The organism is Burkholderia sp. NFPP32 (assembly GCF_900119325.1).
Classification (GTDB): domain Bacteria; phylum Pseudomonadota; class Gammaproteobacteria; order Burkholderiales; family Burkholderiaceae; genus Burkholderia; species Burkholderia pyrrocinia_C.
Window position 1 is genome coordinate 98,705 of the sequence record NZ_FPJP01000005.1, and the last position, 25,413, is coordinate 124,117.

Here is a 25,413-nt window from a genome sequence, read left to right on the forward strand (position 1 = left end):
AAAACGGAAAAGGCAGGCCATCGGGCCTGCCTTTTTCTTTGGCGATGCCGCGCCGCGCGAGCGGCGGGCGGACATCGGTCAGAACGTATCGAATACGCGCTGCAGTTCGTCGCGCGCCCGGATGCCGTTCGCCAGCGCGAGCATCAGCAGCACGCGCGCCTTGAACGGATTCAGCGAGCCCGCGCTGACGAAGCCGAGCGCATCGTCGTTGGCCGCGCCGTTGCGCATCACATGCCCCGAGCCGACGCGCGACGCGCGGACCACGGCAACGCCCGCGCTCACCGCATCGGCGAGCGCCGCCTGCAGTGTCGCATGGATCGACCCGTTGCCGGTGCCGGCCACGACGAGCCCGCGCACGCCGGCCGCCACAAGCGCATCGACGGCCGTGCGCGTCACGCCCGCGTAGCTCGCGACGACTTCGACGGGCGGCCACGTTGCGGCGATCGCCAGTTGCGCATCGTGCGAGCGCGTGACGCGGCGCGCGAATTCGACGCGGCCGTCCTGCACCCAGCCAAGCGCACCGAGTTCCGGCGACTGGAATGCGTCGACCGCATAGGTGCTCGTCTTCACGACGTCGCGCGCGCCGTGGATCCGGTTGTTGAACGCGATCAGCACGCCCTGCCCGCGCGCGGCCGGATGCGCGGCCACCGTCACCGCGTTCAGCAGGTTCAGCGGGCCGTCGGACGACAGCGCGGTCGCCGGCCGCATCGCGGCCGTCAGCACGACCGGCTTGTCGCCTTTCACGACCAGGTGAAGTGCATACGCGGTTTCCTCGAGCGTGTCGGTGCCGTGCGTGATCACGATGCCGTCGACCGCCGGATCGGCCATCAGCACGTCGATCCGCGCGGCGAGCGTGTTCCACAGCGGCAGTGCGAGATCCTTGCTGTCGATGCTGGCGATCTGCTCGGCGTCGATGCGCGCGACCGACGCAAGCGCCGGCACCGCGTCGACCAGGAAACCGACGCCGAGCGCGCCGGCCTGGTAGCCGGCCGTGCTGGCCGCGTCGGGCGCGGCGCCGGCGATCGTGCCGCCGGTGGCGAGCACGGCGATGCGCGGCAGGGCCGCCGCGGACGGGGGGGATGCGGGATTCGGAGTATTCATGGCCGCGATTGTAATGGCTCGCGGCCGGGATCCGGCAGGTTCCGGCGCCACGGCCGATGCCGGCCGCCGCGCCTCATGGTTTGTCCCGATCACCCGGTCGCGCGCGTCGTCAACGGCCGCGGCGCCCGCAACGTTATAGGAAGTGCCGTTTCGGTGTTTTTCACATTGATTTGCCATAATCGGAGCGCACGGTGCGATGTGGCCCTATCCTCATCGCAACGTGCTTCGTGACGGCGTCGACAACACGCAATTCACCCCATGGGAGTGTCGAAATGAAAATCCAATCGCTCGTAGCCGCAGTGCTCCTCGGCGGCATGCTGGCTTCCCCCGCGTTCGCGGCGAACAGCCAGCAGGACAAGATGAAGGCCTGTAACACCCAGGCAGCAGGCAAGACGGGCGACGAACGCAAGGCGTTCATGAAGGACTGCCTGTCGGCGAAGCCCGCGAAGGCGATGACGCAGCAGGAAAAGATGAAGGCCTGCAACACGCAGGCCACCGGCAAGAAGGGCGACGACCGCAAGGCGTTCATGAAGAGCTGCCTGAGCAGCCAGCCGGCCGCCTGAGTTCCGGCGCTCCCGTATCGAATGCCGCGCACCGCTTCGGCGGGCGCGGCATTTTTGTTTTCGTTGCATGCGCATCGACGCGTACGCGCGTGAAGCGCCTGCCGCACGTGTTCCGCCGCCGCCGTTCGACCGCCCGCCTCCACGCGTCCCACTTTCCGGGCCCGCCGTACCGGCGCCGCCACATGGTGCGGCAATTCGCCGCGTTTTCTTCTATGATGGCTGCAACGCGGCCCACCCAAGTACAAGAAGCGCCATCGGGCCGCCCTCGAGACGGACGCGCACGCGCGTCAATTGGAGGCATGGATGGCATGGAGACAACACCGCTGGTTCCGCCGCTGGCTGATCGTGATCGTGTTCTGGGCCGTGCCCGTCGCGATCGTCGCAGTACGCGAGATCCGCGAGGAAATGGCCTACAACAAGGCGGACCTGCAGCTCGCGCTGACCACCTGGCAGCTCACCGACGCGCAGCAGGCAGCCGGCGCCGCCGCGAAGTGTCACGGGGATCCTGACGAGGCGCGCGCGGCCGGCTGCCCGGCCGACGTGCTCGCCGCCAACGCGCCGCGCCAGCAGGCGGCCCGCGACGAATACGTGGTGCGCCGCACTACGCTCGCGGGCTATCTGTGGCATGCGTTCGTCGGCTACTGGGTCGTACCGGCCGCATTCCTGTTCGCCTGCGGCGTCGTGATCGCACTGATCCGCCGCGCGCTGCGCCGCCCGCCGATCAAGCCGCCCGTCCCGCCGGTCACGCACTGACCCGCCCGCAAGCGCCGTCGCCGCCCGATCTGCCGCCCTGGTTTCCCGCATGCCGACCCGCGCGGGGCGCGTCGGTGCGCGGGCGCCGATCCGATCGGTCCGTTGGCGCGCAGCGACACCGCCCCCCCGATTTGACGCTCTTTCACGCACGAACGAAAAGGGGTTGTAATCCGCTGTGATATAACTGCCGACGTGATCCGCTCCTTGAGCGAGACTCACTCCGAACGTCATCCGATGGAGAATAACGATGCAAAAACGGAATCTTGTGCTGAAAGCCGCCGCTGCGCTCATCGTCGGTAGCCTCGCGCTCACCGGTTGCACCACCACCCCGGACAAGCCGGACAACGCCGCGACCAGCGCGTCGAAGCGTCAGGCAATCGACTCGAGCGTCGATGCAACGCTGTCGCGCCTGTATTCCACGGTCAAGGGTTCGCGTGAACTCGTCGCGAAATCGCGCGGCGTGCTCGTGTTCCCGAACGTGCTGCAAGCCGGCCTCATCGTCGGCGGCCAGTCCGGCAACGGCGCGCTGCGCGTCGGCGGCAGCACCGTCGGCTACTACAACACGTCGTCGCTGTCGGTCGGCCTGCAGGCTGGTGCGCAGTCGAAGGCGATCGTGTTCCTGTTCATGACGCAGGAAGCGCTCGACGAATTCCGCGGCTCGGACGGCTGGGCAGCCGGCGCCGGCGCATCGGTCGCGCTCGTGAAGATGGGCGCGAACGGTGCGATCGACACGACCACGGCCACCGCACCGGTCCAGGTCGTCGTGCTGACGAACGCGGGCCTGATGGGCGATGTGTCGATCAACGGCACGAAGGTCACGAAGCTCAAGATCTGACGCTCACGCATGGCCCGTGCGCACCGCGCGCGGGCCATGCGCAAACGGCGATGTCCTTGCGGGCATCGCCGTTTTTTTATCCGCCCGCGCTCCGCGTCAGGTCGTCGAGTCGATCACCTTGAAGCGCGAGCGCTTCTGCGCGCGGATCACCGACTGGTAAACGTCGACGTACTGCTGCGCCATCCGCCGCGACGTGAAGCGTTCCTCGAAGCGCTGCCGCACGCGCGCACGCGGCAGCAGGTGCAGCCGGTTCACGGCAGCCACCGCACTGATTTCATCCTCGACGATGAAACCCGACACGCCCTCGTCCAGCACCTCGGGCACCGCACCGCGATTGAACGCGACCACCGGCGTGCCGCACGACATCGCCTCGATCATCACGAGGCCGAACGGCTCCGGCCAGTCGATCGGGAACAGCAGCGCATGCGCGCCCGACAGGAATTCGGCCTTCTGGTGATCGGCGATCTCGCCGATGTATTCGACGTGCGGCAACGCGAAGAGCGGCTTGATCTCGCGGTCGAAATACTCCTGGTCGGCCGCATCGATCTTCGCGGCGATCCGGATCGGCAGCCCGCACTGGCGCGCGATGCGAATCGCCGTGTCGACGCGCTTCTCCGGCGAGATGCGGCCGAGGAACGCGAGATAGCGCGGCTCGACGGGCTGCGGCATGTACAGCGTATCGGGCAACCCGTGGTAGACGGTCGTCAGCCATTTCGCCTGCGGCAGCGGCTGGCGTTGCGAGTTCGAAATCGAAATCACGGGCGCCGTATTGAAGGTGTCGAACACCGGCTGCTGCTCGGGCAGGTCGAGCCGGCCGTGCAGCGTCGTCACGTAAGGCGTTTCCTGCCGGTTGAAGACCGAGAACGAGTAGTAGTCCATGTGGAAATGGAGCACGTCGAAGTCCTTCGCGCGGCGCGCGACCGTCTCCATCAGCAGCATGTGCGGCGCGACGCGGTCGCGAATCGACGTGTCGAGCCGCAGCGCGCGCGGCCAGACCGGCTCGAGCTTCGCCCGTGTCGTCGAGTCGCCGCTCGCGAACAGCGTCACGTCATGGCCGAGATCGACGAGCGCCTCGGTGATGTAGGACACGACGCGCTCCGTGCCGCCGTACAGCTTCGGCGGCACCGATTCGGTCAGCGGGGCGATCTGGGCAATTCTCATGGTCCACGTCTCCTGTGTCCTGTCCCGTTCGGCAGGCGGGAGCATGCGCTTTTCGCGCGCCCCCGCCCCGTGCAGCGCCTGCCGGCACGGCGCCGGCCGGATATCCTGCCATTATTCGCAATCCCGGTCCCCGGAACCGCCTGTCTTGCATTTTATGGGCGTTGTTACAGACAGGATACATTCGTTCCGCCTCGCCCGATCGCACCGCATCGTGCACCGTCGGGCCATGCCCCCGCCCGGGCGCGGCCAAATGCACGCGGCCTGGCCCGTCAGCGCGACGGCCACTTCCACGGCGGCAGGTCACGCGTGTCGGCATCGACGAGCGCTGTCGCGCCGAGCTGCTTGTCGAGCACCAGCGATTCGCAGCCGGCCTCGCGCTCGAGCGTCGCGATGAGCCGCGCCGCATGCGACACGACCAGCACCTGCGAGCGCTGCGCGGCCTGCGCGATCAGGCGGCCGAGCGCCGGCAGCAGATCGGGATGCAGGCTGGTCTCCGGTTCGTTCAGCACCATCAGCGCCGGCGGCCGCGGCGTCAGCAGCGCGGCCGCGAGCAGCAGATAGCGCAGCGTGCCGTCGGACAGCTCGGCCGCCGCGAGCGGCCGCAGCAGCCCCGGCTGGCGCATCAGCACGTCGAAGCGGCCGCGGCCGCCCGGATTGTCGATCTCGACCGATGCGCCCGGAAACGCGTCGTCGATCGCCGCATCGAGTGCCGCGCCGTCACCGATTTCGCGAATCGTCTGCAGCGCGGCGGCAAGGTCGGCGCCGTCGTCCGCCAGCACCGGCGTATGGGTGCCGATATGCGACTGCCGTGCCGGCGCCTGCGCATCGGTCCGGAAATGGTCGTAGAAGCGCCACGAGCGAATCCGCTCGCGCACCGCGATCATCTCGGGCGCGCCGGTCGGATCGGCGAACTCGGTCATCATGCTGTCGAAGCTCGCGACCGGCTGCGGAATCGTCCGCCAGTCGCCCGACGCGGTGCGTGCGCGGATCTGCGCCCCCTGCCGGTCGACCCGCAGCGTCGACGGGCGCGGCAGCGCGCCGCCCCAGATGCATTCGCGCTTGACCACCGGATCGAGCCGGAACATCGACGCGTCGTTCTTCACCGGTAGGCCAAGATCGATCGCGTAGCCGAAATCGTCGCACGCGAAGCCGAGCTTCAGGCTCACCGGCCCCTTGCGCACCGTGCCGGTCACCGGTTCGTCGCCGTTCAGCATCGCCCGCGAGAAGCGCTCGGGGCCGGCCCATAGCGTCGACGGCAACCCGCCCTCGCGGGCGAGCGACGGGATCACGCGGCCCTGCGCGGTGTCGGCGAGCAGCCTCAGCGCGCGGTATACGCTCGACTTGCCGCTGCCGTTCGGCCCCGTGACGACGTTGAGCGCCGCGAGCGGCACGATCAGCTCGCGCAGCGAGCGGTAATTGGCGATGGCAAGCGTGTTCAGCGCGGTCATGACGATGGATGGCGGGCAGGCACCGGGCCGCGTTCAGCGGCCTTCGACGGCCTGCGGATCGGCTGCGGTGTTGGCCGCCGTGCTGGCGGCGGGCGCCCGCGCGTGCGGCCGTTCGGGATTCGGCGCGTCCGGCGCGGAATCACGCGGATACAGTTCCATCCGGCTGCGCGGCAGGCATTGCGGATAGCGGCCCTGCAGGTATGCGATCAACCCTTCGCGCACGCGGCAGCGCAGATCCCAGCACGACGACGAATCGGCCGCGCTGACGAGCGCGCGCAACTGCATCGTGCGCTCCGTTGCATCGGTCACCTGCAGCACCTGCACGCGGCCGTCCCACTCGGGCGCCGCATGGACGAGCCGCGCGAGCTCCTCGCGCAGCGGCGCGAGCGGCGTGCGGTAGTCGACCGACAGGTAGACCGTGCCGATGATTTCCGCGCTGTTGCGCGTCCAGTTCGTGAACGGGTTCTCGATGATCCACTGCAGCGGCACGACGAGGCGCCGCTGGTCCCACAACCGCACCGACACGAACGAGCCGGTGATTTCCTCGATGCGCCCCCACTCGCCCTGGATCACGACCACGTCGTCGAGCCGGATCGGCTGCGTGAGCGCGATCTGCAGCCCGGCAATCAGGTTGCCGAGCACCGGCCGCGCAGCGATACCGGCGACCAGGCCCGCGACGCCGGCCGACGCCAGCAGGCTCGCGCCCACCTGGCGCACGTTCGGGAACGTCATCAGCGCGGCGCCGGTGCCGATGATCACGATCAGCACCATCACGGTCCGCACGAGCACCTTGGCCTGCGTATGGATGCGCCGCGCCTGGAGGTTGTCGGCCGTATCGAGCGGATGCGCCTGGATGATCGCGTCGCCGACGCCCGCCGCGAGCCGCACCAGCAGCCATGTGAGCGACACGATGGAGCCGACCGCCGCCGCGGTGCGCATGCCGCCCACGAACGACATGCCGTCGTCGGCCTGGACCCACAGGAATTCGAGCGCCAGCAGCGCGAGCACGACGAGCGACGGCTTGTCGATGTAGCGCAGGATCGCGCTCATCAGCGGATACGGCTGCGCGATGCGCTTGACGATGCGTGCGCCGAGACGGTGCACGATCGCGACGACCAGCACGACGATGACCGACACGGCCAGCGTGCCGAGCCACGAATGCAGCGGCGCATCGGCGATGCGCTGCAGTTCCTCGATTGAAATCATCGGCGCCCGGGATGCTTCGGTTATGAGGCGCGCACGCCTCGTCCTGGATGCGTCGGCGACGTCCGGGTAGCGCACGCACCGGCACGCGCCCGGACACGGCGTCAGATCAGTTGCCGCCCCTGCAGGGAAACGCCTTGCCGAGACCGAGCGACACCGCGGTGCTCGCGTTGTAGTCGGCCAGCTTCGGATTTTCAGCGATGTACTTGCGCACCGCATCGGTCATCTGCTGCGCCCGGATGTCGGGCGGCAGGCAGAAATACTGGCCGACACGCGGCCCCGTGGTGCCGCCGATCGCGTCGATGGTGTTGTAGACGCCATCGGCAGCGCCTTCGATGTAGGCCGCGCACGACGCCCGCGACTTGACGTCCGTCTTCGCGCACAGCCGGTCGAGATCCGCGCCCGTGAAAGCCGCCGCCGACAACGGCACGGCAAACGCCGCGGCACAAAACATTGCGCGCAACATGGTGTTCCTTATGTCAATGCGGCCCGAGACCGCCTGCTGCGTTGGCCGGCGCGGCGCCGGACACCCTTCTCCGGCCGGAGTCCGCCCGGCCGGGTGCGCACCGCCGCCCTGGCCGGTGCACCGAAAACCGTCATTTTGCACTCTTTTGCGCATCTGCCGGCGCCGACGCGCCGATACGCACCGTACGCTTGCTCAGGATGTCGATCGCGTCCGGCGCCTTGTAATGCTTCGCGAACTCGAGCGCGGTGATGCCGAGCTGGTTCTTCACCTGCGGATCGGCCCCCTGGTCGAGCAGCAGCGTGACCGTCGACGCATGGTTGCCGCGCGCGGCCATCATCAGCGGCGTGGTGCCGTTCGGCGAAGCCGTGTCGATATACGCGTCATGGTCGAGCAGCACCTTGACGACCGCGTCCTGGCCGTTGGTCGCCGCGTAGTGCAGCGGCGCCCAGCCCTTCTTGCTGACTTCCGCGCCCTTGTCGATCAGCAGCTTGACGAGGCCGACGTCGCCGTTCAGCGACGCGAGCATCAGCGCGTTCTCGCCGGCCTTGTCTTCCTTCTCGAGGTCGACGTTCGGCGTCGTGGCGATCGCCGCCGCGACCTTGTCGGATTTCTCGCGCGCGGCGATCACCAGCAGCGGGTCGCCGTTCGGCGCGAGCGTGTTCGGATCGAGGCCGTTCTTGAGCTGCTTGCCGATGTCGGCGATGTCGTCGAACTTGACGGCCTTGACGATCGCGTCGAGCGACTCGGCATGCGCGCCGGCTGCAGCGAACAGGCCGCTCGCGATCAGCGCGGCGGCAACGAGTGCGCGTTTGGTCGGATGGTTGGTCGGCTTCGTCATTGTTGTGGGCTCCTTCCCTGGGTTGTCGGCTGCGCGCGCGTCGTTAGCGGGCGATCTTGAACAGCCGGAAAAAGTTCTGTGTCGTCGCATCGGCCAGCGCCTCGACGGCGATCCCGCGCTCGGATGCGATAAAGCGTCCGACATGGCTGACGTACGCAGGTTCATTCGGCTTGCCGCGATACGGCACCGGCGCGAGGTACGGCGAGTCGGTCTCGATCAGCAGCCGGTCGAGCGGCACGCGCCGCGCGACGTCCTGCACGTCGGTCGCGTTCTTGAACGTGACGATGCCCGACAGCGAGATATGGAAGTTCTGCGCGAGCGCCTGCTCGGCGACGGGCCACGGCTCGGTGAAGCAGTGCATCACGCCGCCCGGCACGTCCGCGCGCTCCTCGGCCATGATCCGCAGCGTGTCGTCCGACGACGACCGTGTATGGACGATCAGCGGCTTCATCGTCGCGGTCGCCGCGCGGATGTGCGTGCGAAAGCGTTCGCGCTGCCATTCCATGTCGGCGATCGAGCGGCCCTCGAGACGGTAGTAGTCGAGGCCCGTTTCGCCGATCGCGACGACCTTCGGGTGCGCGGCCAGCTCGACGAGTTCCGCGAGCGTCGGCTCGCGCGCGTCCTCGTGATCGGGATGCACGCCGACCGACGCGTAGACGTTGTCGTACGCGTCCGCGATCGCGAGGACCTCGGGCAGCGTCTCGAAATCGACGGACACGCACAGCGCGTGCGTGACGTCGTGTTCGCGCATGTTCTCGAGAACGGCCGGCAGGCGATCGGCCAGGCCCTTGAAATTGATGTGGCAGTGAGAGTCGACGAACATCGTGTTTCCTGAATACGTAAGGCGGGCGCTCATGCGCTCGCCGGCGTGCGGCAGCGGGCGGCGTTCGCGGGCCGGCCGGCCGCGGTCGCGTCGCCGAGTAAGCCGAACATCGTTTCGCAACCCATCAGAAACAATGCCGGGTCACGCAAACATTTCCCGATATCCGAGAAACAATTCCTCGAATACGAGCCGCGCGTTCAGCGGATGGTTCTCGACCGTCCGCTGCCGCGTCACGGCCTTCATGAAGCGCGCGAACGCGTTCGCGTCGACCGATTCCGCGCAGCGCGCGAGCGCCGCCGCGTGCATCGGGAAGTAGCGCGGCGCGCCCGCCATCCGCTGCGCGAGCAGATCGTACAGCCAGCGCTGCAGCCAGCCGAGCACCAGCGGCACCGGCAGCTTCTGCAGCGTCTCGCCGCATGCGAACGGGTCGCATGCCGCACCGGCCGCGAGCTGCCCGAGCGTGTAGTCGCGCAGCGGGCGGTTCTCGTCGCTCGCGAGCGCCAGCGCGGCGAGCGGCGCGCCGCCGGCTTCGGCGAGCAGCGCGCTCGCATGGTCGACGCCCTGCGCCGCGAGCCAGGCCGCGGCCGCGTCGGGCGCCGGCACGGTCATCGGCCACTGCCGGCAGCGGCTGATGATCGTCGGCAACAGGCGGTCGATGCGTGCCGACACGAGCAGGAACACGACGCCGGACGGCGGCTCCTCCAGCGTTTTCAGCAGCGCATTCGATGCGGCGACGTTGAGCGCCTCGGCCGGATACAGCACGACGACGCGCGCGCCGCCGCGGTGCGAACCGACCCCGCAGAAGTCGAGCAGCGCGCGCACCTGCTCGATCTTGATTTCCTTGCTCGGCGCGCGCGTCTTCTTGCCGCCCTCGTCCGCGTCGGCCGGCTTCGCGTCGTCCGCGGCGCCCGGCGCTTCGCCGGCCAGCACCTCGGGCAGCACGATCCGGTAGTCCGGGTGATTGCCCTGCGAGAACCAGGTGCAGGCCGCGCAGGTGCCGCACGGCTCGCCGTTCGGCAGCGGCGATTCGCACAGGAAGCCCTGCGCGAGATGCTGCGCGAACTGCAGCTTGCCGATCCCGGCCTGGCCGTGCAGCAGCAGCGCATGCGGCCATTGCGCGCGCAGTTGCTGCAGGCGGTTCCAGTCGTCGGTCTGCCACGGATAGATCATGTGGTGCGTTCCTTGCGGGTTACAGCGCGGCGAGCACGCGTTCGAGCTGCCGGCGGATCTCGGGAATCGACTGCGTCGCGTCGACGATCGCGAAGCGGTGCGGCGCCTCTTCCGCGCGCCGCAGGTATTCGCCGCGCGTGCGCGTGAAGAACGCGTCGGACTCGCTTTCGAACTTGTCGGGCGTGCGCGCCGCGCCGCGGCGCTCGCTCGCGACCTGCGGCGCGACGTCGAACAGCACCGTGAGGTCGGGCTGGAAACCGCCCTGCACCCAGCGCTCGAGCGTCTCGAGCTTGTCGCGCGGCAGCCCGCGGCCGCCGCCCTGGTACGCGAACGTCGCGTCGGTGAAGCGATCGGACACGACCCAGTCGCCACGCGCGAGCGCCGGCTCGATCACGAGCGCAAGATGCTCGCGGCGCGCGGCGAACATCAGCAGCGCTTCCGTCTCGAGATCCATCGGCTGGTTCAGCAGGATCTCGCGCAGTTTCTCGCCGAGCTGCGTGCCGCCCGGCTCGCGGGTGACGACGACCTGCCGGCCGGCCGCGGCCAGCTTGCCCTGGAGGCGTTCGCAGAACCATTGCAGGTGGGTAGTCTTCCCCGCCCCGTCGATGCCTTCGAACGTAATGAATTTACCGCTCGCCATTATTGCCCTCGTATGTACTTGTCCACGGCCTTGTTGTGGTCGCCGAGCGTGTCCGAGAACACGCTCGTGCCGTCGCCCTTTGCGACGAAATAGAGCGCGCTCGTCTGCGCCGGATTGATCGCCGCCTGCAGTGCGGCGACGCCCGGCAACGCGATCGGCGTCGGCGGCAGGCCGCGTCGCGTGTAGGTATTGTAAGGAGTGTCGGCCTGCAGGTCGCGCTTGCGCAAGCGGCCGTCGTACGCGTCGCCGAGCCCGTAGATCACCGACGGATCGGTCTGCAGCGGCATGCCGATGCGCAGCCGGTTCGCGAACACGGCCGCGACGAACGCGCGGTCGGCCGCGTGGCCCGTTTCCTTCTCGACGATCGATGCGATCGTCAGCATTTCGTAAGGCGACTTGTACGGCAGCCCCGGCACGCGCGCGGCCCAGGCCTCGTCGAGGCGCGTCTGCATCAGGTGGTACGCGCGCCGATAGATGTTCAGGTCGCTCGTGCCCTTGTCGAACAGGTAGGTATCCGGGAAGAACAGCCCTTCGCCGCTGCCGCGCTGCACGGTGCTGTCCGACGCGCCGATCGCGCGCAGCAGCTCGGCGTCGCTCATGCCGGCCGTGGTGTGCGCAAGATCGGGGTTCCCGTCGAGTTCCGCGCGCATCCGCTTGAAGGTCCAGCCTTCGATCACCGTCGCGACGTATTCGTTCACGTCGCCGCGCGCGATCTTCTGCAGGACTTCGTAAGGCGTGATGCCCGTCTTGAATTCGTAGTTGCCGGACTTGAGCCGGCTCGACAGCCCGAGCACGCGCGTCATCGCGACGAAGCCGAACGGCTCGACCGGCACGCCGCCGCGCTTGAGCTGCAGCGCGACGCTCTTCACGCTGCTGCGCGGCTTGATCGTGACGTCGAGCGATGCCGAACCCAGCAGCAGCGGCCGGGTCGCCCAGTAATATCCGCCGCCCGCGCCGGCAGCGGCCACAACGACGGCCAGCGCCGCGATCGTCGCGGCGCATTTCTTCAGTAGGGACATGGAAACGTGACTCAGGTAAGACCCATATAATACTTGCTCGCCTCCGTCAAAGTCAGGGTTGACTGTTCCCTCATTCCATGAGCTCACCGTTCGCTTCACCGGCTGCCCAGGCCGCATCCGCCTCGCTCCCCGTATTCCCCCGCCCGTCCGCCGCCGATTTCGATGCGCCGGGCGCCTGCATGCCGCTGCCGCAGTTCGGCGTGATCGACGTGGCCGGCGACGACGCCGCGACGTTCCTGCACAGCCAGCTGACCAACGACATCGAGCATCTCGATGCCGCGAGCGCACGGCTGTCCGGCTATTGCTCGCCGAAGGGGCGCCTCCTCGGGTCGTTCCTCGCGTGGCGTGCCGGCCACGATGTGCGCCTGCTGGTGTCGAAGGACGTGCAGCCCGCCGTGCAGAAGCGGCTGTCGATGTTCGTGCTGCGCGCGAAGGCGAAGCTCACGGATGCGAGCGACGCGCTCGCGGTGGTCGGCTTCGCGGGCGACGTGCGCGAAGCGCTGGCGGGCATCTTCGATGCGCTGCCCGACGGCGTGCACGTGAAGGTCGACGGGCCGGCCGGCACGCTGATTCGTGTGCCCGATGCGGCCGGCCGCAAGCGCTATCTGTGGATCGGCCAGCGCGCGGAAGTCGACGCACGCATCGCCGCGCTCGCCGGCACGCTGCCGGTCGTGTCGCCGGCCGTGTGGGACTGGCTCGACATTCGCGCGGGCGAGCCGCGCATCACACAGCCGGCCGTCGAACAGTTCGTGCCGCAGATGATCAACTTCGACGTGATCGGCGCCGTCAACTTCCGCAAAGGGTGCTACCCGGGCCAGGAAATCGTCGCGCGCAGCCAGTACCGCGGCACCATCAAGCGCCGCACCGCGCTCGCGCATGTCGCCGGCGAGACCGATACCGTGCATGCCGGCGTCGAGCTGTTCCACAGCGACGATCCCGGCCAGCCGTGCGGGATGATCGTCAACGCGGCGGCCGCGCCCGCGGGCGGCGTCGACGCGCTCGTCGAGATCAAGCTCGCCGCGCTCGACAGCGGCACCGTGCACGTCGGTTCGGCCGACGGCCCGGCGCTCGCGTTCGACGCGCTCCCGTACGCGTGGCCGACGGAAGCGTGACGCACTGACAACCCGTTCGCGCGCCGGCTCGCGAGTCGCAGCCGGCGCCCGATGTTTCCTGCGAGAGATTCGCCCGATGTGTCTGATTGCCTTCGACTGGCAGCCTGATGCCGCCGCCGGTCCCGTCTTTACCCTCACCGCCAACCGCGACGAGTTCTTTCGCCGCACGAGCGCGCCGCTCACCTGGTGGGAGGATGTACCGGGCGTGCTGGCCGGCCGCGATCTCGAAGCCGGCGGCACGTGGCTCGGCGTATCGCGCGACGGCCGCTTCGCGGCGCTGACGAACTACCGCGCGCCGTTCGACATCCGCGCGGGCGCGCCCACCCGCGGCAAGCTCGTGTCCGATTTCCTTCGCGGCTCGTCCGTCGCGCCGCTCGACTATCTCGGGCAGCTTGCCGAGCATGCGGCCGTATACAACGGCTTCAACCTGCTCGTCGGCGACTGGACGCGGCGCGAACTCGCGTGGTTCTGCAACCGAGCGCCCGACGGCGAAAGCAGTGTCGCCGCGCCCGTCGCGATCGCGCCCGGCGTGCATGCGCTGTCGAATGCGCGGCTCGATACGCCCTGGCCGAAAGTGGTGCGCAAGCGCGCGGAGCTCGGCACGCTGCTCACCGACAATCCGACCCCGTCGCTCGACGAGCTGATCGATCTGATGCGCGATCCGCATGTCGCGGACGACGACGCGCTGCCGCACACGGGCATTCCGATCGAGCGCGAGCGCGCGCTGTCGGCCGCGTTCATCGAGACGCCCGAATACGGCACGCGCGGCACGACCGCGCTGCGCGTCACGATGAAGGAAGGCGTGCGGCTGACGGTCGAGATCAAGGAGCGCTGCGACGACGACGGTTCGCACCGCACCGTCCGCCCGGGTGCGTTCGAGCGCACGTTCACGTTCGACGTCGACGCAACGCGGCCGCGCTGAACGCGCATTGCCCGCGCTACGGCGCGCGCGCCATCTCGACGTGCGGCACGCCGGCTTCGACGAACGGTTCGCCGACCGCCGCGAAGCCGTGCCGCACGTAGAACGACACCGCCGAATCCTGCGCGTAGAGCCGCACGACGGTTTCGCCGCGGCGCCGCGCGGCAGCCAGCAGCGCGTGCAGCACGGCCGACCCGACGCCCTGCCCGCGCGCGTCGGCCAGCACGGCGACGCGGCCGATCGTGCCGGACGGCAGCAGCCTCCCCGTCGCGACCGCGCGGCGTATTCCCGTCGCCGTGTCGATCCGGTACGCGACCGCATGGAGCGATAGCGGATCGTCGTCGTCGAGCTCCCATTCCGGCGGAATCTGCTGCTCGCGCACGAATACCGCGTCGCGAATCCGCGCGGCGTCGCCACCCAATAGCGTCCAGTCACCCGTTTCCACTACGCCGTCCGTCATCGCAGCCCTCCATGCGGCGCACACGCCGTCAAACGCCTGCCGTCAAACGTCGTCGAACGCGGCCTTCAGCGCCGCGGCCGCATCGGCATGCGCGGCCCGTACTTCGGGCACGTAGCCGCCCATCTTGAAGAATTCGTGGATCATCCCCGGATAGCAGACCAGCGTAACCGCATTGCCGGCCGCGCGCAGCTTGTCCGCGTACGCGGCGCCCTCGTCGCTCAGCGGATCGTATTCGGCCGTCGCGATCCAGGCCGGCGCGACGCCCGCAAACGACGGCGCGTCGCGCGTGCCGTCGAGCGGCGCGAAGCGCCAGTCGTCGCGGTCGGCCGGATCGCGCACGTATTGCGTGAAGAACCACTGGATCGTGTCCTGCGACAGCAGGTAGCCGTTCGCGAGCCGTGCGTGCGATTCGGTGCCCTGGTAGCCCGTCACGCCCGGATAGATCAGCATTTGAAGCGCCAGGCGAATGCCTGCGTCGCGCGCGAGCACCGCGCAGACGGTTGCGAGCGTGCCGCCCGCGCTGTCGCCGCCGACCGCCAGCCGCGCGGCGTCGATGCCGAACGCGGCGGCCTCGCGATGCAGCCAGCGCAACGCGTCGTCGGCATCGTTCACCGCGGTCGGAAACCGGTGCTCGGGCGCGAGCCGGTAGCCGACCGACAGTACCGCACATTGCACGCCGTGCGCGAACATCCGGCACAGCGCATCGTGCGTGTCGACGCTGCCGACCGTGAAGCCGCCGCCGTGGTAGTAGACGAGCGCGGGCAGCGGCTCCGCGAGGCTCGGCTCGACCGGCAGGTACAGCCGTGCGCCGATCGTGCGGCCGTCGCGCGTCGGCACGACGCATTCCTCGACCGAATGCATCGGCGCCGGCGCGACGTCGAGGATCGGCGCGCTCTTCTCGTATGCGGCACGCGCCTGTTGCGGCGTCTGATGGTGATAGGACGGACGTTTCGCGCGCTCGATCATGTCGAGCACCTGGGCGATCTTCGGATTCAGCGGCATCGGTGAGGACGGCGCCTGCGTGGCGCCGTGAACGGACAAGCGTCACATGATGCCATGCCCGCGTCGGGCCAGCGCTACGCGCGCCGCGTGTCGAAGTACCGGCCCTTCGGTGTCCTGTGAAGCGCGTCCTTCACGCAATCTCGCACCGCAAAACAAAACGGCCCTGCCTGTGAAGAGGCAGGGCCGTGCGTCGGGCCGCTTACGCGTCGCTCGGGCCGGGCTGCGCGTCCGGCGCCGTGCGCGAGCGTTGCCGCTTGATGTCGCGGCCCACCGCGAGCCGCCGCATGTACTTGAACGTACCGAGCGCCTTTGCGACGAAGTTGCCGTCGCTGTCGCGCACTTCGCCTTCGCAGTAGGCCATCGTCGTCGAACGATGCATCACGCGCCCGTACGCGCGCAATTCGCCGCGCCCAGGCTGCATGAAGTTCACCTTCATCTCGACCGTGACGACGCCGACGCCGTCGTCGGTCAGGCTGCGCGCCGCCATCGCGAGCGCGATGTCCGCGAGCGTCATCGTCACGCCGCCGTGCGCGATGCCCCACGTGTTCATGTGCCGCTCTTCGAGCGGCAGCACGATCTCGCTCGCGCCATCCTTCGCGGACACGAGCTGCACGCCGAGCAGGTCGACGAACGGGCTTTCGATCGACGGGCCGTCCGCCGGGGATGCCGCGTCGCTCATTGCTCGCTGTCGACGACGTAGTCGACGCACTCGCGCGATTCGGCCACCGCGACGACGAATTTCTTCACTTCAAGGTGAACCGGGTGCACCTGGTAGGCGTCGAGCGCGGCTTTGTCCGCGAAATCGGACACGAGCACGATGTCGGAGGTCGCATCGAGGCCCGGCGTCGCCACGCCGACGTCGATCTGCAGGATGCCCGGCACGAGATCGCGGCAGCCTTCGAGCTTTTCCTTCAGCTTCAGCGCGTTCTGCGCGCGCGTCGCGCCTTCCGCGGATTCCTTCAACTTCCAAATGACGATATGTCTGATCACTTCGTTCGCTCCAGTTCGTGTTGGTTCAGTGATTCGCCTGTAACCCTTACCAGTCGGGCTTCCTATGCCCTTTCGCTGTTCGCTCGCGTTCGCCGGAAATCGCGCCCAGCCGAGAAAAAAAGCGGGTAAGAAAGGGGGTATCACTCCAACCTTCCAAAGACGATACCCTCTTTTTTTACCGTGCCACTTACCGACGTCAAGATCCGACAAGCGAAGGCAGGCGACAAGCCTACCAAACTTACCGACGCCAATGGACTGTATCTTGAGGTGCGTCCATCCGGCTCCAAGCTCTGGCGATACCGATACAGGATTGCCGGGAAGGAGAATCTATTCGCGATCGGCGAATACCCCGCCGTCAGCCCCCGCGTGCTGAGTGCCTGTAGGGCCCCATTCCTTAAAAAATGCGCACTTTGCCAACCCGCGCACCCGCACTCGTGGGCACCGACTTGGGCTTACAAAACGACGTTTATTGCATTTTCAGAAATTAAATCAAGCATACCGAAACGGACTGAAACTCATCCTTAATTCAATCCCGCCCTATAATTTCTGGAAGATTTCGACATACATCTTGACTATCCTTAATCGCAGGACAATCTCTTGCGAAAAATATGAAATCTTCTATAAGGACATTCAGTTTTATCTAATAATCCGCTCCGATTGGCCACCTCAAGAGTCATTTTACAAAAGACTCAAACCATCGCCAGTGTAGTTGCTTAATGAAAACGACCGGAAAAACACATCGCCCACTCGATCAAATCTCATCAAAGGATGATTGCTGCTAGCAGACATCATCAGTCGAGCTCGCACAAAATTCGTGCCGGATTGGGGTGAGGTTCGCCATTGAGTGGTTGAGCCGATACGCGGGATCCGCACAGTAGAACGGAAGGAACAGAAATGAAGAAAACTCTCGTATCACTCGCTATTTTGGGGACCGTCGCATCACCTTCATGGGCCGACACGGCAACTTGCCAAAATCCAGTCGGTACGTGGCGCAACGAGTTGGGCTCAACAATGAAGATCTCCTCCGTCGCGAGCAGTGGCGCCATTACCGGAACGTATATCTCACCTTCCGGAACTAGCGGACAGACTTTTTCACTTTCCGGCTGGTATTACGCGGCACCGTCTTCAAGCCCCGGACTTGATCAAGTCACGTTGGTTACATTTTCCGTAAATTGGAACAATAACTCGGTTAGCTACAATAGCATTACAACATGGTCAGGACTTTGCCAAGTGAAGAACGGTGCACCGACGATCACGGCGCTTTACTATTACGCAAACGCTTTCGCTCAGTTTCCGTGGAAACACGTCAATGTAGGGCAAGATATTTTCACACCAGTTAACTCACAGTAAGAGGGCCGCTGCTGACGTTTCTACGCCCGAGTCGCGCGTCAGCGTCAGCGTCAGGACTCGAAATGAAAGCGCCTCGCTGCCAACGGATCGGCGCGAGGTGCAGTTCGAAGCACAACAAAAAGCCCTGAGGGCTTACGCACCCAGGGCTTCTATATCCATTTCGTAGGGACGAACGCCCCCACACGACCTAACGGGCTCCACTATGTGTTCTTATGTCCCGAGAGGTTTGCATGACTAACGCGCGGTGCCAGCGATTCTCGCAGTTGTCGGCGCATTGTGTCGGATACCGATCCGTTCACGTGATCGAGCAGTGCGTGCATGTCATGAAAACGACGAGACCAGTGCCGACGATATTCATCGAGCGGGACGTCGATCGCTTGCGCACCCACCCGAGCGACTTCAGCGCCTTGCCGATGCGACGCTGTTCCGGCAGCGACCATTTCGACGTGTCGAGCTTCAGAATGTCGGCCAGAATCTCTTCCATCGTCGTACGTGTCACGAATTCCAGGTCCTTGGCGATCTTGTTCTCGTACGCGTCGCCTTCGTAGCGCTCGGCCTGCTCGATCTCGAACAGCGGACGCTCCTGCTCGGTCACGTGCCACACGACAGCGATCTACTTGATACGAAGCCCGCCGGGAAATCGTGGCCTGTCACCGAGCCGGATGAAAACGGTGCCTGCGAGCCCGTCGAGACCCTGCGCGGCCCCGAGCGAACCGGTCGGATCAAGAGGCCGCTCGCTCACACTCGAATCGCACAACCGTCTCCGGGAGCGTGGATCTACGCGATCGAATACAACACTGGCACCAGCTTCGCGAGCGATGCACGGAAGGTACGCACTTTTTCACCGCGTCGGCACTCGACGGCGCGATCCGCGCAAACGGCGGCAGGCACCGCCTACCAAACTTGGCGGCACCGATGGAACGATCGCACGGTTCGCGGCACCGAACCGGTGCCGATCACGGAGTCTGTCATCCGGATCGCGCTTTGGAGCCGGGAACGGCGCACGCCTTCCGCTGCATCGCAGGAACGCGGATTGCTCATGCGTCGCACGCTCCGTTTTCCGCGCACTCCGGCATTGCCCGACAACAGTCGGCACAAACGCGGCGATTCAATTCCTGTCCGGCATCAATCGACGAATTGAAACGTCATTGTCAATTGTTTCGCCCACCGGATATCCGGATTCCACTATTCATTTTCATTAAATCGAATATTTTACCGACTCAACGGGTAATAATTGCAATCGCATTTTCAATCGAATATTGTAAAACCGCGAAAACATTATTGACTTCAACTTTCCCGTAAATTTAGAATCCCCTACGACGGCTTACGTTTCATTTTCTTCCGCCGGATACGAGTCGCCATTCGCTCGCGCGAAGGCCACCCCTGAGCCTTTTCCCGTGCCGCGCCGGGGCGACACCCTCTGCCATTTCCGTTTTCGACACTGATCGATCATTTGCTCATTTTCCGCGCAATTCGCTTGTCGCAGAAGCATCACATCTCGATTAATTCCAGGCATTCGCCCGAATGCCCGCAGCACTGAACGAAACGGACGGAAGATCCGTTCATTCGGCCATTCCGATAAAAATCGCCAGTCACCAGGAGGGACATCAACATGCATCGCCTTGCGAAGTCGCTGTGTCTCGGGTTCGTCTGCGCCGGCCTGCTCGCCGCATGCAACGACGACGACATCCGGTCGAGCGACGCACCGTCGCACAACGCCGCGCTGTCGTTCCGCATGGACACCGGCGGCCAGATCAATGCGTTCTACCGGCAGGACAAGGTCGCCGCGCACCTGCTGGCGCGCTCGTCGACGAAACCGCGCCTGCTCGTGGTCTTCCCCGCCGGCAACAGCGGCACTGGGCTGTGGTTCGACGACACCGCGCAGCCGGTGAACTGGAGCCTCGACACGCAACCGTCTGCGCTATCGGCCCCCGACACGCACGGCCGCCCGCTGTACGGCATCGGCGCCGACGTGTCGGTGGACACCGACACGCTGACGATCCGCCAGGGCGTGCTCAGCAACGTGCGCTTCCTGCGCGACTTCAACGGCGGCGCAACGATTCCGCAGCAGATCGTCACGGCGCCGACGATCCAGGGCAGCGCAGCGCAATGGCAGCGCGACCGGATCGACGGCGCGCCCGGCTATGCGCTGCGCATCACGCTGCGCGACGGCGGCAGCATCGCGCCGGCAGCGGGCGGCAAGCTCGTGCTGCGCGCACCGGCAGGCTCGCACACGCTGAAGCTGCATGTCGACGCGCTGTCGGGCGAAACGCCGCTGTCGCCGATCACGCGCGCCGATTTGCTCGCGCCGTCCGTGAACCCCGATCCGGTCAGCCAGAACGTGCTCGAATTCCTGAGCTTCCACGACAAGCTGCTGGCCGGCTCGTGGCAGTACGACACGTACTTCGGCCGCGACACGCTGATCTCGGTCCGCATGCTGATGCCCGTGCTCGAACCGGCGGCGATCGAGGCCGGTTTGTCGTCGGTGCTGAGCCGCCTGTCGGTGGACGGCAAGGTCGCGCACGAGGAAGGCATCGGCGAATTCGCGCTGGTCGACAACCAGAAGAACGGGCGGCCGAACGATCCGACGCCGACCTACGACTACAAGATGATCGACAGCGACTACCTGCTCGCGCCGATCGCGGCCGCGTGGCTGATCGACGACACGCGCGGCCAGGCCCGCGCGGCCGCCTATCTGGCGCAGCGCGGCAGCGACGGGCAGACCAACGGCAGCCGCCTGGTCGTCAACCTGCTGCACGTCGCGACGACCGCGCAGCCGTTCGCGCAGCAGCCGTCGGTCGCGAACCTGATCCACCTGCGGCCCGGAGAGATCGTCGGCAACTGGCGCGACAGCACCGACGGGCTCGGCGGCGGCGTCTACCCGTACGACGTGAACGCGGTGCTCGTGCCGGCCGCGTTGCGCGCGGCGAATGCGTTCCTCGCGCGCGGCCTGCTCGATCCGTACCTGGATGCCGCGCAGCGTGCGACGCTCGCCAACACGGCGAACCAGGCCGCCGCGTGGGAAACGCAGGCGCCGCCGCTGTTCCAGGTCAGCGTGCCGGCCGCGCAGGCAGCCACCGACGTGTCCGCCTATGCGCCGTCCGCCGGCGTGCCGGCCGGTGCCGCGCCGAGCGCACCGCTGTCGTTCTACGCGCTATCGCTCGATCAGCAGGGCAACCCGGTTCCGGTGATGAATTCCGACGGCGGCTTCGCACTGCTGTTCGGCACGCCGCCGGACGACGAGCTCCAGCGGATCGTCGCCGACGTCACGCGGCCGTTCCCGACCGGGCTCGTAACCGATGCCGGGATGCTGATCGCGAACCCGGCGTATGCGAACCAGTCGCTGTGGCCGAAGTTCACGAGCTCCGCATACCACGGCACGGTGATCTGGTCGTGGCAGCAGGCGATGTGGGTGGCCGGGCTCGATCGCCAGCTCGCGCGCCAGGACCTGTCGGCCGCAACCCGTGCGTTGCTCGCGCAGGCGCGGCAGACGATCTGGCAGGTGATCTCGAACGGACGCGACATGCGCACGTCGGAGATGTGGACATGGTCCTATGTGAACGGCCAGTACCGGACCGATGCATTCGGCACGCGCAGCGCGGACGCGACCGAAGCCAACGCGGCGCAGCTCTGGAGTACGACGTATCTCGCGATCCGCGATCCGCAGCAGCGCGCGGGCAAGTACTGGTGGCAGGCGTCGCAGCGGATGCAGGACACGCAGCCGACCGGCAACGCGGCGGCCGTCGCGTCGCGATAGCGCATCGCACGGGGGCGCTGGTGCGCGTGCTGGAACACGTGCCGTCGGCCGGCACGCCGATGCATGTGGTGTGGCCCGCGACGCGGTTCCTGCCGCACAAGCTGAGGGTGGCGATCGATGCGGTGCTGGCGGCGATTCCGCCGCTGCTCGCGTCGTAGGCAGCCGATTTCGACGAGCCGTGCGCGACTCGCCCCGCTCGCCCGGGCGTTACCGCGACACGACCCGGTTCCGCCCTTCCCGCTTCGCCTGGTACAGCCGCTCGTCGACCACGCGCAGCAACGCATCGACCGTACTGCCGTCGACCCCGTATTGCGCGACGCCGACGCTGACCGTCACCTGCACGCGCTTGAAGTCCAGCCCGAACGGCGCACTCGCGATCGACGAGCGCACGCGCTCGGCCGTCATCCGCGCGCCCTCGAGCGGCATCTCCGGCAGCAGCGCCATGAACTCCTCGCCACCGACTCGCGCGAGGCCGCCCGCCGGCCGGATCGCCTCGAGGCACTGGCGTACGACGCCGCGCAGCACCTCGTCGCCGATCTGGTGCCCGTACGCATCGTTGATGTTCTTGAAATTGTCGAGATCGAGCGCGAGCAGGCAAAACGGCGTGCCGTCGCGCTCGGCCCGCACCATCTCGCGCTCGACCTGCGCGATGAACTGCCGGCGATTCGATGCGCCCGTCATCGGATCGGTCGCGGCCATGTACTCGAGCTTCTGGTTCGTGCGCCGCAGTTCCTGCAGCGCGCTCTCGGCACGCGCCATCGACTCCGACAGCCGGCTCATCAGGTCTTCCTGGCTGTAGATCGCCGAGAACGAGCGCGTCGTCTGCAGCGCCTGCACGACGCCGTAGCTGAGCAGGAAGAAGCCGCCCGCGAAGATCGCATGCGCGAGCCACCACATGTGGTTCCACGGCTTGCCGAGAATGAATGCGAGCGACGACAGCGCGAACGCCATGATCGACATGCCGTAGATCACCATCAGCGGCGAGCGGATTCGCCGCGCGAGCAGCACGCCGACGTTCAGCAGCGAGAACACGAGCGCGCCGCCCTCCATCGACAGCCGCGTGCCCAGCGCGCCCGCGACCGGCGAATACGCGATGTACGCAACGGCCACGTTGACGATCACGAAGAACATGATCCACGGCAGCCACGTCCGCACGCTCGTGCGCTTCTCGACGCGATCGGGCGGACGCGAATACGACATCAGGCCCGTGAGCAGCAGGATCGACATCACGAGCCGCGACGCGGGCCCGTACAGCAGGAACAGCCAGATATTGTGGTGCGCCATCCCGGTGAACGCACCGTGCAGCGAATAGATCATCGCGAAGCCGAGAAAGCCGAGCGTCAGCCAGCGCAGCAGCGGCTCGCCGGACGACCGGTAGCACACCCACGTCACGTAGGTGACGAACGCGCCCTCGAGGGTCGCCGCCGCAATCGCGATTTCATGGAACACGTGGCTCTCGAACACGACACGCGGGTCGCCGAAGAACCACAGATAGGCAATCAGATAGGCAGGCAGCAACGCGAATCCGACCAGCAGGCATTTCGCGTAAAGCCTCGCGGCCGCGCTGACGACGCGCGGCGGTTCCCCGGCTGCATAGGTCGTACTCATTCGGTCCCCGGTCGGTCTGCTGCGTTGGTTCAACCTTCGCGGCACGTATCGCGCGATGTACGATCCGGCCCGTCGTGCCGAACGGCAAATGTCAGAGCAAGTATAGGTGGGGCAATTCGTTTGACAAGTAAGGGGAAACGGCATTGCCGGGAGCACGCTTTTTGCCTCCCGATCGTTTCGAATGGCAATCCTGCCGCGCCGATTCGCGTCGCATCACGGCCGCTGGCCTCGCCGAAGCGAAACCGCGGCCGCCGCCAGCCAAAGATCAGATAATTTCGAACAGGCCCGCCGCGCCTTGCCCGCCGCCGATGCACATCGTGACAACCACGTATTTCACGCCCCGGCGCTTGCCTTCGATCAGCGCATGGCCCGTCAGGCGGGCGCCCGACACGCCGTACGGATGGCCGACGGCAATCGCACCGCCGTTCACGTTCAGACGATCCTCGGGAATCCCGAGCGTGTCGCGGCAGTACAGCACCTGCACCGCGAACGCCTCGTTCAGTTCCCACAAGCCGATGTCGTCGACCTTCAGCCCCGCCTGCTTCAGCAGCTTGGGCACCGCGAACACGGGGCCGATGCCCATCTCGTCCGGTTCGCAGCCGGCCACCGCGAAGCCGCGGAACACGCCCAGCGGCTGCAGCCCTTCGCGCTGCGCGGCAGCGGCGCTCATCACGACGCACGCCGACGCGCCGTCCGAGAACTGGCTCGCGTTGCCGGCGGTGATCACGCCGCCCGGCACGGCCGAACGGATCTTCGACACGCCTTCGAGCGTCGTGTCGGGACGGATGCCTTCGTCGGCCGATACGGTCACTTCCTTCGTGAACAGGCGGCCCGTCGCCTTGTCGGCGATACCCGCGAGCACGGTGATCGGCGCGATCTCGTCGCGAAAACGACCGGCTTCCTGGGCGGCCGCGGCCCGCAGTTGCGACTGCACGCCGTACTCGTCCTGCCGCTCCTTCGAGATTCCGTAGCGCTTCGCGACGTTCTCGGCCGTCTGCAGCATGTTCCAGTAGATCTCGGGCTTGTGCTCGACCAGCCAGCCCTCCTGGACCATGTGCCGGTTCATCTCGTTCTGCACGCACGAGATCGATTCGACACCGCCCGCAACATATACGTCGCCTTCGCCCGCGATGATCCGCTGCGCGGCCAGCGCGATGGTCTGCAGCCCCGACGAGCAGAAACGGTTCACCGTCATCCCCGGCACGGTCACCGGCAGCCCCGCGCGCAGCGCGATCTGCCGCGCGATGTTCGCGCCGGTCGCGCCTTCGGGGTTCGCGCAGCCCATGATCACGTCCTCGACGCGCGCGGGGTCGAGCTTCGCGCGTTCGAGCGCGGCCGCGACCACGTGGCCGCCGAGCGTCGCGCCGTGCGTCATGTTGAAGGCGCCGCGCCAGGATTTCGCGAGCGGCGTGCGTGCGGTCGATACGATTACGGCTTCGGTCATGCGAGTCTCCTTCGGTCCTGCTTCATGTCAGGGTCTGTTTACATATGGAACGCGGCATGTGCGTTCCATATGTAAACAGACCCTGAATCGGATGGGGAATGCGCTACGCCGCCGGGCGCGCGCCCGCGGACGTCACATGTGCGACGCCCGCTGCCTGCATCTGCTGCCATGCGTGCGCGAGCGACCCGTTCAGGTCGATCGCGCGGCACGCGTCGTTGATCACCGCGGCTTCGAAACCGGCCGCGCGCGCATCGAGCGCCGACCACGCGACGCAATAGTCGGTCGCGAGCCCGCAGCACCACACACGCTTCGCGCCGAGTTCGCGCAGATAACCCGCAAGCCCCGTGCGGGTCGTGCGGTCGGCCTCGACGAACGCGGAATAGCTGTCGACCTGCGCGTCGCCGCCCTTGCGGATCACGAGCCGCGCATGCGGGATGTCGAGGTCGCGATGCAGCGCCGCGCCGTCGGTGTCCTGCACGCAGTGCACGGGCCACAGCACCTGCTCGCCGTACGGCAGCGTGAGCGTCGAGAACGGCTCGCGCCCCGGATGGTTCGCCGCGAACGACACGTGCTCGCGCGGGTGCCAGTCCTGCGTCAGCACGACCTGGTCGAAGCGTCGCGCAAGCGCGTTGATCACCGGCACGACCGCGTCGCCGTCCGGCACCGCGAGCGCGCCGCCCGGCATGAAGTCGTATTGCACGTCGATCACGAGCAGTACGTCGTCGGTGCGTTTCATTGCGTTTCTCCTGCG

General features: G+C 66.9%; 26 protein-coding genes and 1 pseudogene. 9 read left to right on the top strand and 18 right to left on the bottom strand.

The genetic code is table 11. From position 1 onward, the window contains the following. Positions 1–78 precede the first annotated feature (78 nt). A complete protein-coding gene (locus BT264_RS12110) occupies positions 79–1,101 on the bottom strand; it encodes an asparaginase (protein ID WP_072437186.1) in 1,023 nt (340 codons plus the stop codon). 272 nt (positions 1,102–1,373) lie between these two features. Between BT264_RS12110 and BT264_RS12115 the strand changes: the two genes are divergently transcribed. The 3 genes from BT264_RS12115 (at position 1,374) to BT264_RS12125 (ending at position 3,252) form a co-directional block, all read left to right on the top strand. Next, entirely contained in the window at positions 1,374–1,664 is a 291-nt protein-coding gene (locus tag BT264_RS12115) for a PsiF family protein (RefSeq protein ID WP_034181226.1), read from the top strand. 303 nt (positions 1,665–1,967) lie between these two features. Beyond that, positions 1,968–2,417, top strand: coding sequence for a hypothetical protein (locus BT264_RS12120; RefSeq protein WP_072437185.1), 450 nt, complete (start codon positions 1,968–1,970; stop codon positions 2,415–2,417). A gap of 247 nt (positions 2,418–2,664) precedes the next feature. After that, positions 2,665–3,252: a BPSL1445 family SYLF domain-containing lipoprotein gene (locus BT264_RS12125; protein ID WP_072437184.1), complete on the top strand. Its 588-nt coding sequence runs from the start codon at positions 2,665–2,667 to the stop codon at positions 3,250–3,252. 96 nt (positions 3,253–3,348) lie between these two features. On the opposite strand, the gene BT264_RS12135 is transcribed toward BT264_RS12125, so the two are convergent. The 9 genes from BT264_RS12135 to mltG all read right to left on the bottom strand — a co-directional run bounded on the left by BT264_RS12135 (position 3,349) and on the right by mltG (position 12,020). Next, positions 3,349–4,413, bottom strand: a complete 1,065-nt coding sequence (locus BT264_RS12135) for a glycosyltransferase family 4 protein (protein WP_072437182.1) — start codon at positions 4,411–4,413, stop codon at positions 3,349–3,351. 269 nt (positions 4,414–4,682) lie between these two features. Next, complete coding sequence (locus BT264_RS12140) at positions 4,683–5,861, bottom strand: AAA family ATPase (RefSeq protein WP_072437181.1); 1,179 nt, start codon at positions 5,859–5,861, stop codon at positions 4,683–4,685. 33 nt (positions 5,862–5,894) lie between these two features. Then, complete coding sequence (locus tag BT264_RS12145; protein ID WP_072437180.1) at positions 5,895–7,067, bottom strand: mechanosensitive ion channel family protein; 1,173 nt, start codon at positions 7,065–7,067, stop codon at positions 5,895–5,897. Positions 7,068–7,173: 106 nt separating this feature from the next. Beyond that, positions 7,174–7,530 (bottom strand): Rap1a/Tai family immunity protein, encoded by a 357-nt coding sequence (locus BT264_RS12150; RefSeq protein WP_011885036.1) that lies wholly within the window; start codon positions 7,528–7,530, stop codon positions 7,174–7,176. Between the two features lie 130 nt (positions 7,531–7,660). Next, positions 7,661–8,368 carry an ankyrin repeat domain-containing protein gene (locus BT264_RS12155; protein ID WP_072437179.1) on the bottom strand — a complete coding sequence of 236 codons (708 nt, stop codon included), beginning with the start codon at positions 8,366–8,368 and terminating at the stop codon, positions 7,661–7,663. Positions 8,369–8,411: 43 nt separating this feature from the next. After that, entirely contained in the window at positions 8,412–9,191 is a 780-nt protein-coding gene (locus BT264_RS12160; RefSeq protein ID WP_072437178.1) for a TatD family hydrolase, read from the bottom strand. 141 nt (positions 9,192–9,332) lie between these two features. Next, positions 9,333–10,361: a DNA polymerase III subunit delta' gene (locus BT264_RS12165; RefSeq protein WP_072437177.1), complete on the bottom strand. Its 1,029-nt coding sequence runs from the start codon at positions 10,359–10,361 to the stop codon at positions 9,333–9,335. A 19-nt stretch (positions 10,362–10,380) separates the two neighbouring features. Further along, positions 10,381–11,001, bottom strand: a complete 621-nt coding sequence (gene tmk, locus BT264_RS12170) for a dTMP kinase (RefSeq protein WP_072437176.1) — start codon at positions 10,999–11,001, stop codon at positions 10,381–10,383. Further along, on the bottom strand, positions 11,001–12,020 hold the full coding sequence (mltG, locus tag BT264_RS12175; RefSeq protein WP_072437175.1) for an endolytic transglycosylase MltG: 1,020 nt from the start codon (positions 12,018–12,020) through the stop codon (positions 11,001–11,003). Before mltG ends, tmk begins: the two co-directional genes overlap by 1 nt. Positions 12,021–12,097: 77 nt before the next feature. Between mltG and BT264_RS12180 the strand changes: the two genes are divergently transcribed. Next, on the top strand, positions 12,098–13,132 hold the full coding sequence (locus BT264_RS12180; RefSeq protein ID WP_072437174.1) for a CAF17-like 4Fe-4S cluster assembly/insertion protein YgfZ: 1,035 nt from the start codon (positions 12,098–12,100) through the stop codon (positions 13,130–13,132). Between the two features lie 76 nt (positions 13,133–13,208). After that, a complete protein-coding gene (locus BT264_RS12185) occupies positions 13,209–14,054 on the top strand; it encodes an NRDE family protein (protein ID WP_072437173.1) in 846 nt (281 codons plus the stop codon). A 16-nt stretch (positions 14,055–14,070) separates the two neighbouring features. On the opposite strand, the gene BT264_RS12190 is transcribed toward BT264_RS12185, so the two are convergent. From BT264_RS12190 to BT264_RS12205, 4 genes are all read right to left on the bottom strand, one after another. Further along, a complete protein-coding gene (locus BT264_RS12190) occupies positions 14,071–14,511 on the bottom strand; it encodes a GNAT family N-acetyltransferase (RefSeq protein ID WP_072437172.1) in 441 nt (146 codons plus the stop codon). A 42-nt stretch (positions 14,512–14,553) separates the two neighbouring features. Beyond that, positions 14,554–15,513 (bottom strand): alpha/beta hydrolase, encoded by a 960-nt coding sequence (locus BT264_RS12195; RefSeq protein ID WP_072437171.1) that lies wholly within the window; start codon positions 15,511–15,513, stop codon positions 14,554–14,556. A gap of 199 nt (positions 15,514–15,712) precedes the next feature. After that, positions 15,713–16,192: a PaaI family thioesterase gene (locus BT264_RS12200; RefSeq protein WP_072437170.1), complete on the bottom strand. Its 480-nt coding sequence runs from the start codon at positions 16,190–16,192 to the stop codon at positions 15,713–15,715. Continuing rightward, entirely contained in the window at positions 16,189–16,503 is a 315-nt protein-coding gene (locus BT264_RS12205; protein WP_072437169.1) for a Dabb family protein, read from the bottom strand. The genes BT264_RS12200 and BT264_RS12205 overlap by 4 nt, the downstream gene beginning before the upstream one ends. A 180-nt stretch (positions 16,504–16,683) precedes the next feature. Between BT264_RS12205 and BT264_RS39875 the strand changes: the two genes are divergently transcribed. Both BT264_RS39875 and BT264_RS12215 read left to right on the top strand, forming a co-directional pair. Continuing rightward, a complete protein-coding gene (locus BT264_RS39875; RefSeq protein WP_239483329.1) occupies positions 16,684–17,028 on the top strand; it encodes an Arm DNA-binding domain-containing protein in 345 nt (114 codons plus the stop codon). Between the two features lie 369 nt (positions 17,029–17,397). After that, positions 17,398–17,853 carry an avidin/streptavidin family protein gene (locus tag BT264_RS12215; RefSeq protein ID WP_072437168.1) on the top strand — a complete coding sequence of 152 codons (456 nt, stop codon included), beginning with the start codon at positions 17,398–17,400 and terminating at the stop codon, positions 17,851–17,853. A 358-nt stretch (positions 17,854–18,211) separates the two neighbouring features. Here the strand turns inward: BT264_RS12215 and BT264_RS12225 are convergent. Beyond that, positions 18,212–18,460: pseudogene (locus tag BT264_RS12225) on the bottom strand (virulence protein E); the annotation flags it as partial. Between the two features lie 1,005 nt (positions 18,461–19,465). Here BT264_RS12225 and BT264_RS12235 point away from each other — a divergent pair. Both BT264_RS12235 and BT264_RS12240 read left to right on the top strand, forming a co-directional pair. Continuing rightward, a complete protein-coding gene (locus tag BT264_RS12235; protein ID WP_072437167.1) occupies positions 19,466–21,610 on the top strand; it encodes a hypothetical protein in 2,145 nt (714 codons plus the stop codon). 20 nt (positions 21,611–21,630) lie between these two features. Further along, on the top strand, positions 21,631–21,768 hold the full coding sequence (locus tag BT264_RS12240; RefSeq protein WP_239483330.1) for a hypothetical protein: 138 nt from the start codon (positions 21,631–21,633) through the stop codon (positions 21,766–21,768). Positions 21,769–21,817: 49 nt separating this feature from the next. Here BT264_RS12240 and BT264_RS12245 read toward each other — a convergent pair whose 3' ends face one another. The 3 genes from BT264_RS12245 to pncA all read right to left on the bottom strand — a co-directional run bounded on the left by BT264_RS12245 (position 21,818) and on the right by pncA (position 25,398). After that, the gene (locus BT264_RS12245; protein WP_072437165.1) at positions 21,818–23,218 is read right to left on the bottom strand and encodes a sensor domain-containing diguanylate cyclase; all 1,401 of its coding nucleotides are present in this window, start codon (positions 23,216–23,218) and stop codon (positions 21,818–21,820) included. A gap of 265 nt (positions 23,219–23,483) precedes the next feature. Continuing rightward, entirely contained in the window at positions 23,484–24,662 is a 1,179-nt protein-coding gene (locus BT264_RS12250; protein WP_072437164.1) for an acetyl-CoA C-acyltransferase, read from the bottom strand. Between the two features lie 103 nt (positions 24,663–24,765). Then, a complete protein-coding gene (gene pncA, locus BT264_RS12255) occupies positions 24,766–25,398 on the bottom strand; it encodes a bifunctional nicotinamidase/pyrazinamidase (protein WP_072437163.1) in 633 nt (210 codons plus the stop codon). Between the last annotated feature and the right edge of the window lie 15 nt (positions 25,399–25,413).